The sequence below is a fragment of the Anaerosolibacter sp. genome (genome assembly GCF_029240175.1).
Lineage (GTDB): Bacteria > Bacillota > Clostridia > Peptostreptococcales > Thermotaleaceae > Anaerosolibacter.
Map to the genome: position 1 here is coordinate 1 of NZ_JARBTM010000047.1, position 4283 is coordinate 4283.

At 40.8% G+C, this 4283-nt stretch carries 4 protein-coding genes; 2 read left to right on the plus strand and 2 right to left on the minus strand.

What is annotated here, in order from left to right; all coding sequences use genetic code 11:
• Positions 1-913, plus strand: a 913-nt coding sequence (locus K0R93_RS19000; protein ID WP_300304949.1) for an ABC transporter ATP-binding protein, incomplete at its 5' end; no start/stop codon positions are given.
• 54 nt (positions 914-967) lie between these two features.
• Here K0R93_RS19000 and K0R93_RS19165 read toward each other — a convergent pair.
• A complete protein-coding gene (locus K0R93_RS19165) occupies positions 968-1966 on the minus strand; it encodes a cell wall hydrolase (RefSeq protein ID WP_330685228.1) in 999 nt (332 codons plus the stop codon).
• Positions 1967-2125: 159 nt separating this feature from the next.
• On the opposite strand from K0R93_RS19165, the gene K0R93_RS19015 reads away from it, so the two are divergent.
• A complete protein-coding gene (locus K0R93_RS19015) occupies positions 2126-3490 on the plus strand; it encodes a D-serine ammonia-lyase (RefSeq protein ID WP_330685229.1) in 1365 nt (454 codons plus the stop codon).
• A gap of 25 nt (positions 3491-3515) precedes the next feature.
• On the opposite strand, the gene K0R93_RS19020 is transcribed toward K0R93_RS19015, so the two are convergent.
• Positions 3516-4283, minus strand: a 768-nt coding sequence (locus K0R93_RS19020) for an aminotransferase class IV (protein ID WP_300304953.1), incomplete at its 5' end; no start/stop codon positions are given.

The window sequence follows — 4283 nt, forward strand, 5'->3', positions numbered from 1 at the left end:
GAGTGTTGATTTGGTCACCTATTTACTCTACATCAATACATTGCTGATGCCGATTCGAAAGCTTATTGACTTTACTGAACAGTTCCAAAGGGGTATGACCGGTTTTGAAAGATTCTTGGAAATCATGGATACAGAGCCTGATATTTTGGATAAGGAAGACAGTGTTGAGCTGCATGACGTAAAAGGAATGGTCACCTTTGACAATGTGTCCTTCAAGTATGACGAGGGCGTGCATGTGTTGAACAATATTGATCTTAAGCTCAATCCCGGCGAAACAGTTGCCTTGGTAGGACCATCCGGTGGCGGCAAATCAACGCTTTGCAGTCTTATACCCAGGTTTTATGAGGTTACTGAGGGAAGCATTCAAATAGATAACGTCGATGTAAGGGATATTAAATTGGAATCCTTGAGAAAAAATATTGGCATTGTACAGCAGGATGTTTATTTATTTGCAGGTACAATCATGGAGAACATCCGATACGGTAAGCCAGATGCCAGTGACGAAGAGGTTGTTGAAGCAGCTAGAAAAGCAAATGCCCATGAATTTATCGAAGCCTTTGAAAAAACCTACGAGACCTATGTAGGTGAAAGAGGGGTTAAGCTATCAGGGGGCCAAAAGCAAAGAATCAGCATCGCAAGAGCGTTTTTGAAAAATCCGCCGATTCTTATATTGGATGAAGCTACTTCAGCCCTGGATAATCAAAGCGAAAGAATAGTTCAGCAAAGCTTAGAGCAGCTGGCAAGCAATAGAACCACATTCATCATAGCCCACAGACTTTCAACCATCAGAAAGGCTAAAAATATATTGGTGCTTACTGACAATGGTATAGAAGAAAAAGGAAGTCACGAGGAGCTGTTAAAAAATAATGGCATATATGCATCCTTATATAACGCACAGTTTGAAGGGATATAAAAAGCAAATAACCGGGGAAACCCGGTTATTATTTTGTGTAGCATAAGTAAATCACTAGAAATAGAATCTTACAAACTTAATAGAGTATATATCGCATAATAACAAATCGTCAGTTTCAACCTCGTTGATGATAATATAGCTTATACCAACGTCTACAAGAGTTCCTTCCCTATCGACCAGCATATTTGTACCAATGAGGAATTCTACCTTGATTCTTTTGCCGATTTGAGTTCTTAAATAGCCTTGTGTATATTCTATGTCCATGATAGGGGGTTCACCAAATTGATCCATTCCCAGGGGTATTGAACCAATAGTAGTGGGCATTGTTCCTGATGTTGTGCCTGGAACTTCTTGAACACCGCCCATTGGAGTAGCCATTGCACCGGTTACTGTACCCATTGGCATCATAGGCTGAATAGGCTGCATCGGCATTGTGGGCATTTGATTGTAGAAGGGCTGCTGTGCAGCAGGATCTAAGTAAGGCAATTGATACCCTACACTCTGCATGTTATCCATTTGATTGTAGAAGGGTTGCTGTGTAGCAGGACCAAAGGGCATTTGATATCCCATTTCCTCCATGTTATCCATTTGATTTAAATTCATTGTATTCATAGTCAGATAGTAAGAACGGGTTGGATTGTAGAAGCAGTGATCCACGATTCTTGTGACATAGAATCCGTTTCCATTCCGTGGGAAAGCCCCAGGGCAATTGGGATTAAAGGGGTTAAAATACCATAAGGAATAACCAGTTGTAGGAAATCTATTACCGGCTATAGCCCAATCAGCAATCTGGAGATGGATTTCCTCCGGTGGATTTGCCCAGATCGTCTGGGGGTTTGGCACACCTCTTAGTACAGAAGTCATACAGTCAAACTGGCCCCTTTGATTTAATATGTTTCGGATGCTGCCTTGACCCACTCTTCGATACTCTCCGTTTGGCACTCTTACCCTGTTCATAATAACATTAGCAACGGCTTTCATGCCGTTTTCACCTTCTCCGCCTGCCTCACAGCGTATAACTCTTGCAAGCAGCTCTCTTTCAGAAAAAGCCATATATTCACACCTCGCACACAGTGATATTACATAATATGTATTTATAGTCTATTTGACACTGCTTTTTATGTTGTTCATGTAATTTATACAAATACATAAATATATTTTGAAAGAGTATTTTGGTATACTATAACTAGAATAAATAGCCTGGAGGTTATGATGGAGAAGAAGATATCGGATAAAACAATAGAGCAGTGGATTAAGGAAAAGCCAATCATATCAGATATGATTGCTTACAAGCCTGTATTTTGGGTGAATGATGCTTTAAAGGATGAGGAAGCAGCCACCTATGACAACCTAGAATTGACATGGACGGATGTATTGGAGGCAGAGGAGAGATGGATTAGATTTGCTCCTTTGATTTCAAAGCTTTTTCCGGAAACGGAAAAGCAAAACGGGATTATTGAGTCTGCTTTGGTTGAACTGCCTGATATGAAAGCTGCAATAAGCAATATATATAAGATAGCTGTAGAGGGAAGAATGTTTTTGAAGTGTGACAATGCCTTGCCTGTTGCAGGCTCCATTAAGGCAAGAGGAGGTATATATGAGGTATTGAAGCATGCTGAGCATTTGGCTGTAAGCCATAACATGCTAAATAAGGATCAGGATTATTCTCAACTTGCGGGGGCAGAATTCAGGCAATTTTTATCCAGATATTCCTTGGCAGTAGGTTCTACAGGAAATCTCGGTCTAAGCATCGGAATTATGGGTGCAGCCTTAGGCTTCAAGGTTACCGTACATATGTCGGCAGATGCCAAGCAATGGAAAAAGGATTTACTGAGAAGCAAGGGCGTAACAGTTATTGAATATGAATCAGATTACAGCAAAGCGGTGGAAGAGGGCAGAAAGCTGGCTCTTCAGGATGCAATGTGTCATTTTGTGGATGATGAGCATTCCAAGGACTTATTCCTGGGGTATAGTGCAGCGGCTATAAGATTAAAGCGCCAGCTGGAAGAAAAAAACATAAAGGTGGATAAACAAAATCCCCTCTTTGTATATTTACCCTGTGGCGTAGGTGGAGCACCGGGAGGCATATGCTTTGGCTTAAAGCAGCTTTTTAAGGAGAATGTGCATTGTTTCTTTGTAGAACCTACCCATTCACCCTGCATGCTGTTGGGTTTGGCTACAGGGGAAAACGATCATGTTAGCGTTCAGGATTTTGGAATAGATAATATCACAGAGGGAGACGGACTTGCTGTTGGCAGGGCTTCAGGCTTTGTAGGAAAAGTGATGGAAAATCTCTTAAGCGGAATATATACCATAGAGGATGATGAGCTCTACAAGCTATTGGCCATGCTGAAGGATAGTGAAAATATCGAAATAGAGCCATCTGCTGCCGCTTCACTTATGGGACCTATGGCTTTGATGGCAGTAGAAAACGGTGTCGATTATATAAGAAACAATATGCTAGAACAGTGCATGAATGATGCTACGCACATCGCTTGGTCTACGGGAGGGTCCTTTGTGCCTGTGGATATGAAGCGAGACTTCTATATAAAGGGTAAACGGTTGTTAGGGGAATAAAAAGTAGGATGACCAATTGGTCATCCTACTTATGTTTACGTATGTATAAATCTAGAATCTTATCATATTCAGTAAGTATGCTCCGCACAATCACGTTGCTTGCAGAAGCTAATTCTCTTTCTTCTATGGCAGCAATAGGAAGAACCTTTGGCGAAGTACCGGTTATAAAGGCTCCCTCGGCATAATCCAGCATGGAGAAAGGAATCGGCTGTTCTATCACCTCTAAGCGCAGATTGTTGCAAGCCTCCAAGATATATTTTCTCGTAATGCCGATAAGAACATCTTCAGCAGGAGCAGTATAAATTTTACCATGCACCACAAAAAATAAATTTGAACGGCTGCCCTCAGTGATTTCGCCTCGGTTATTCACAAGCAGTGCTTCATAAGCGTCGTTCTCTTCAAGCTTTTTATTCACGATCTCTCTCAACTGATTGTTGATGATTTTCGCATTGGGATTGCTTCGTTCTGCGTGAACTAAAATGCTGTGAATGCCTTGAGAATATTGTTCTTGAGAGGGATAACTACTTTTTATAAAACACATGATATAATCAGGAGTTTCTCTTTCAAGATTAAAAACCATAACCTTTATATTCTTCTCGGGATAATTATTTATTTTTATGAGTCTTTTAATATCAGAGATTATATTGGGCAGTAGTACTTGAAGTTTTGCGTCTAGGGAAGCTGCAGAAAACTGCAATCTTGATATATGGTCATCTAAAAAGAGAGGTACGCCATTCATTACTCTGATTACTTCATAGATTGACGGCTGCGTAATGGCAATCTGACTGATTTG

Excerpts from the sequence above, each read along its gene's own strand:
- K0R93_RS19015 (WP_330685229.1), top strand. The coding sequence starts at position 2,126 with ATGGAGAAGAAGATATCGGATAAAACAATAGAGCAGTGGATTAAGGAA.
- K0R93_RS19165 (WP_330685228.1), bottom strand. The coding sequence starts at position 1,966 with ATGGCTTTTTCTGAAAGAGAGCTGCTTGCAAGAGTTATACGCTGTGAG.